The following is a 4,942-nucleotide window of genomic DNA, read 5'->3' as shown; positions in this document are numbered from 1 at the left end:
CACCGCCTGGGCCCACCGCCAGACAACACGAGACAAAGCCGCCGCTTGACAAGATACAACCCTGGGGTGTCTAGCCCGGATCGATGCCGTTTACCGGCCGGACCCCGGCGCGGGGTAGCAGGGCCGGGATTATGAGCAGAGCCGACAGGGCGGCCGTCACCATCGAAACCCACATGATCATCGATACCTGGGGATGAATGGCCAGCGGCGATAGCCACAGCGCACTCAACGCAATCGCAATGCCGAGAGCGTTGGCGACGATCGGGCGCCCGGCGCGGTCGATGGCCCGCAGCACGTAGCCATCGCCCTCCCCTCTGGCGTTGTCGATGGCTGCCACGAAGTGGATCGAGTAGTCGATGCCAACCCCGAGGACGATGCTCGAGATGATCGCCGTCAACAGGTTGAGCTGAATCCCGGATATCGCAACAAAGCCGAGCAGGGTGGCAATGGTCAGCGTCACGGGGACCAGCGAGACCAGCGTCTCTCTGAGACGGCGGTAGGCGATCATCAACATCACGAACACGAGCGCGAAGGCGACAACGAGCGACACCACCTGGGCCGTCAGGACCAACCGGGCGATCTCATCCCAGATGATCGGCATTCCGGTCAGCACGCGCACTTCATCATTCTCGTCCACGAAGTCGAGCCAGCCCTGAAGATCCTCATTGCTGAATCCCGACGGCAGCAACATGAACCTGAGTCCATCTGCAGATACCATGCTTCCGAGCGGGAGTTCTATCTCCCCACTCAAGACCGCTTCCACCTGTTCGATCGGCAATGCTGCTGCCATGTCTGCCAGCGAGAACACGGTCCGCACACCGGGCAAAGCCTCCATCTGTCGCGACACCGCCAGAACCTCGCCGAGCTGCCCGGCACCACCTGCCGGGTCGAACACGAATTCGCCGGTCAGTGGCGTTGCTCCTCCGAAGAGTTCCTCGGTTCTGTCAAACGCCTCCCGCACCGGATCGTTGTCTTTGAAGAAAAAAAGCTGATCCGCGTCGACGGTCAGTCGAGGGATGGTCAGAACCGCAAAGGCAACGAGGCCGACGGTCAACACGAGGGCAGGGATTCTGGTAGCAACGAGCCTCTTCAGGGCTGTAGTTACCTTTGGGCCGAGGATGGCGGTGTGGTGTTTGGCGTCGATGCTGAGGCGGCTCAACAGCGCCGGGAGCGAGAAGAATGAGATGATCCCGGCGAACACGATTCCGGTGGCAGCGAACAGCCCCATCTGACGAATCGGGCGAACGTCGGTGAAGGTCAGAGACATGAACCCGGCCGCGGTTGAAACCGTCGTGAGGATCATCGGAACTCCCACGTGTCGTAATGCAGACCGAACTCGCTCCACGGGATCGGTTGATCGCTCGGCGACCTCCTGGAAGTGGGTCACGAAATGCAGGCCGTCCGCAGAGCCCATGACGATGACGAAGATGGGAACGATCACAGTCACCACGTCGATCTGGCGACCGAGTGCAAAGATGAATCCGAAGGTCCACACAGCGCCAAGCAGAGCCGGCACGAGCGCCAGCACACTCAAGCGTCGATCCCCGATCGTGGCGTAGAAGGTGCCGATGAGCAACACCATCACAATTGGTGGAATCACGAGCAAGAAGAAGGAGAGGATGTCGATCACTTTGGCGAAGATGACCGGGTTGCCGGATAGGACGAGGTCGATGCCGGCGGGTGGTTCGTAGTCGGAGAGGTCGAGCGCCAGGGCCATGCCGTCGTCGTCGGGCACAACCATCAACATCGAGTGCCGGCCGTCCTCGCTGACAAACAGTTCGGCCAGCGGATTGGTGTCGAGCAGACCGGCGAGCTGTTCATCCGGTGCGAGATTCAGCATCGCGGCTGTCACCGGCGTGCCGGTGAGGGGATTCACATCGGGGATCAGCGAGGCTACCGAAGTGACACCAGGCATCACGGCGAGTTCACTGCGAATCTCTAGCAAGGACAGCAACGATGCCTTCTCCGTGAACGACTGCCCGGCCGGCAAGGAGATGACGACGTTGATGGGATCGGAGGTGGCGTACTTGTCCTGTAGATCGGCGAAGTCCCTGCCGACCGCGCTGCCATCGATGATGAACGAGGAGACGTCTGCGTTGAAGTCCATCCGGAACAGCATCAGAAGCGACAGCAGCGTCACCAGGCCGGTGACGGCCAGGACGCGCCTGGAATGCTCGACGATTATCCGGGCGATTCGATCCATCGCGTTGACCTCCGAGCCTGCGACGTCACGACACTAACCGAGGGCCGTCATCGATGGTTTCGCCCAAGCGCCTACTTGCGACGACCGACCACCCATCCGGCGAGTAGCCAAGCCCCGATCGTCCAGGCCGTCAGGACGGCCCACGATGTGCCAACCGACTCCACGAGACCGTTCGACAAGGAGGCACGGATGACCTGGGCCATGTGATAGAACGGCAACACCCGGTGCACCGAGGCCCACCACTCCGGGAACTGAGCGATCGGCACCACGATCGGTGCGAACAGCATGGCCATGAACATGACGATGTTGGTGAGCAGGTTGGTGAAGCGAGGCTCGGGGATGGCGTGTGCCATCGCAAAACCGACCGAGGTCGCCATCAGTGAGGTCAGCAACACCGCCGGAATCAGCAGCCAGGACCAGATCAGGGTGACGTCGTAGTAGAGATCGGCAACGATCAAGGCAATCGCCGTGCCGGGAATCGCCAGCGCGGTGAACACCGTGAAGGTGGCTGCCGCCGATGTCATGCGCGGAACGGGAAGCGACCAAACGAAGTCGTAGGTGTCGCGGATCTTGTGCATCATTATCGAGGCGGGAACCATGACGAGGCCGATCGGCACCAGCGCCAGTGCCGGAATCCCGGTCACGATGAACATCCGTGCGGTCGCAGGCATCTCTCCCATGTAGAAGCCATAGAGGTATGCCATCCCCGCTCCGGTGAGAATCTGGATGACCAGAGCGAACGCCAGGAACGTCCGCATGTTGATCAGCTCGAAGCGCAGCATCGACCGGTAGCTGCTGAGCCAGTACGAAGACCCGGACCGGACGACGGGGGTGAGCGTGGCAGTGTTCACTTCCGCCTCCTCAACACCCAGCCGGCAACCACGGCCGCACCCACAGCCCAAACCCCGAGGACCATATAGGAACGCCCCACCTCGATCACAATGCCGTTGGTCAGCGAATCCCGCACGACGTTGGCCATCGGATAGAACGGCAGGTACTCATTCACAGTCGCCAGCCAGGCGGGCAGGTTCTCAATCGGATAGCTGATCGGCGAGAAACCGAATATGACGAAGATCAAGAGCTGCGAAATCAGCTGCGTGATGTCGGGCTTGGGAACCGCGTGGGCAAGCGCATACCCGATCAGTGTGCCGGTCAACAAAGTGAGCCCGACGGCAGGCAAGACCATGAATGACACGTCGAATGTCACGTCATACCGCCAAATCGCCGCGCCCAGCGCGCCGAGCATGGCCGGCAGGGCAATGAACACGTTGAGCGTAACCCAGGCTGCGGACGCCGAACTGCGGGGCACCGGCAGCGACCACATGAAATCGTACGAACCGGAGCTCTTCTGCTGGGCGATCAATTGCGGGCCCATGATGACCCCGACAATGCCCAGGGTGACGACCACTGCCCCGGTCGAGAGGTACAGGGCGACGGACTCCGTCATGTCGGCGATGAGCAAGCCAAATCCGAGCACCAGCCCGACTCCGGACAAGAGCTGCACCATGACGGTGAGCGGAAGCAGCAGTCGCATGTCGGTGAGTTGCCAGCGCAGCATGGCCCGGTAGCTGCGAAGCCAATGGACTGGTCCGGACCGCTTGACCGGGAGCACGTGCACCGGGAGCGCGGTCGCCGTCATGTGCCGTCCGGCTCTGCGGAGGTGTGCCCGGTCAGACGGATATAGACGTCCTCGAGGGTCGTTGCACCGAGCGCGTACTCCTCGGCTACTCCTTCCACCATCATCAACTGCGCCCAGGCGATCCCTGCTGCTGCATCCCCTTCGTCGATGACCATCATCAGGTTGTTGCCCACCCGGGCGGAATCGTGGACGAGCGCCGGCATCTCAGGTACACCGTTGCCGGGCACGAGCATCAGCTGCAGCCTGAGTCGGCCGCGGTCATCCAGTTTCAGCGAGGAGGGCGTCCCCTGCGCGATGAGCTTTCCTTCGTTGATGATGGCCAGGCGATCGACGGCCTTCTCAGCTTCGAGCACATTGTGAGTAACGAGGAATACCGCCGCCCCCTCGCTGCCCAGCAACCGGATCTGATCCCACAGCAGCCGGCGTCGGCGTGGATCGACGTCGTTGGTCGGCTCATCGAGGATCACCACCTTGCCAGGCCACACCGTCGTCATGATGTAGCCGACCAACCTGCGGACGCCGCCCGACAGCTTGTGACCCATGGTGTTTCTCCACTCGGTGAGATCGAGTGCTTCGATCAGAGCATCACCCCGGGCTCTGACCTCATCGGGAGGACCACCACGAATGAGCCCCGTGATTTGCACCGCCTCGTGCATCTTGAACGACTCGATCGGCATCTGTGCCTGAGGCAGATAGGAGCAGAGTTGCCTGGCGACGTCCGGGTCTTCGACGAGGTCATACGGTCCGAGGGTGATCCGACCAGAGGTCGGCTTGAGAAGACCGATGATCTGTTTCACAAACGTGGTCTTGCCGGCTCCGTTCGGGCCCAGCAAACCGTAGACCTCACCGGGACGCACCTCGATGGAAATGGCATCGTTGGCGTAGACCTCGCCGTTGTAGGTCTTCGTGACGTCCTCTGCTCGAAATGTCCAGTCTGCCGCGTCGGTGGCAGCAGAATCCCCGTTAGACATTACCATGATGTCCATATGATGTCGCAATGATGTGTTTCCGTCAAGCCCTCCCCTAGGTGGCTGCCGAAAAAGTTGGTGGTTGTGGGTCGGGGGTGCTCGCGTTCGGGGTCGTTTTCGGTCACACTGGAG

At 61.4% G+C, this 4,942-nt stretch carries 4 protein-coding genes; all 4 read right to left on the bottom strand.

Translation table 11 applies throughout. The annotated features are described in order from the left end of the window. Positions 1–70: 70 nt before the first annotated feature. On the bottom strand, positions 71–2,203 hold the full coding sequence (locus P1T08_18170; GenBank protein ID MDF1598004.1) for an MMPL family transporter: 2,133 nt from the start codon (positions 2,201–2,203) through the stop codon (positions 71–73). Between the two features lie 71 nt (positions 2,204–2,274). Then, on the bottom strand, positions 2,275–3,054 hold the full coding sequence (locus P1T08_18165; GenBank protein MDF1598003.1) for an ABC transporter permease: 780 nt from the start codon (positions 3,052–3,054) through the stop codon (positions 2,275–2,277). Beyond that, positions 3,051–3,842: an ABC transporter permease gene (locus P1T08_18160; GenBank protein ID MDF1598002.1), complete on the bottom strand. Its 792-nt coding sequence runs from the start codon at positions 3,840–3,842 to the stop codon at positions 3,051–3,053. The genes P1T08_18165 and P1T08_18160 overlap by 4 nt, the downstream gene beginning before the upstream one ends. Next, positions 3,839–4,828 (bottom strand): ABC transporter ATP-binding protein, encoded by a 990-nt coding sequence (locus P1T08_18155; GenBank protein ID MDF1598001.1) that lies wholly within the window; start codon positions 4,826–4,828, stop codon positions 3,839–3,841. Before P1T08_18155 ends, P1T08_18160 begins: the two co-directional genes overlap by 4 nt. Between the last annotated feature and the right edge of the window lie 114 nt (positions 4,829–4,942).

The organism is Acidimicrobiia bacterium (genome assembly GCA_029210695.1).
In the GTDB taxonomy this organism is placed as follows: Bacteria; Actinomycetota; Acidimicrobiia; order Spongiisociales; family JAHEDJ01; genus JAHEDJ01.
This window is presented reverse-complemented; position numbering and strand designations above follow the sequence as displayed.

Coding starts and splice junctions, on each gene's coding strand:
- P1T08_18170 (MDF1598004.1), bottom strand. CDS start 2,203: ATGGATCGAATCGCCCGGATAATCGTCGAGCATTCCAGGCGCGTCCTG.
- P1T08_18160 (MDF1598002.1), bottom strand. CDS start 3,842: ATGACGGCGACCGCGCTCCCGGTGCACGTGCTCCCGGTCAAGCGGTCC.
- P1T08_18155 (MDF1598001.1), bottom strand. CDS start 4,828: ATGGACATCATGGTAATGTCTAACGGGGATTCTGCTGCCACCGACGCG.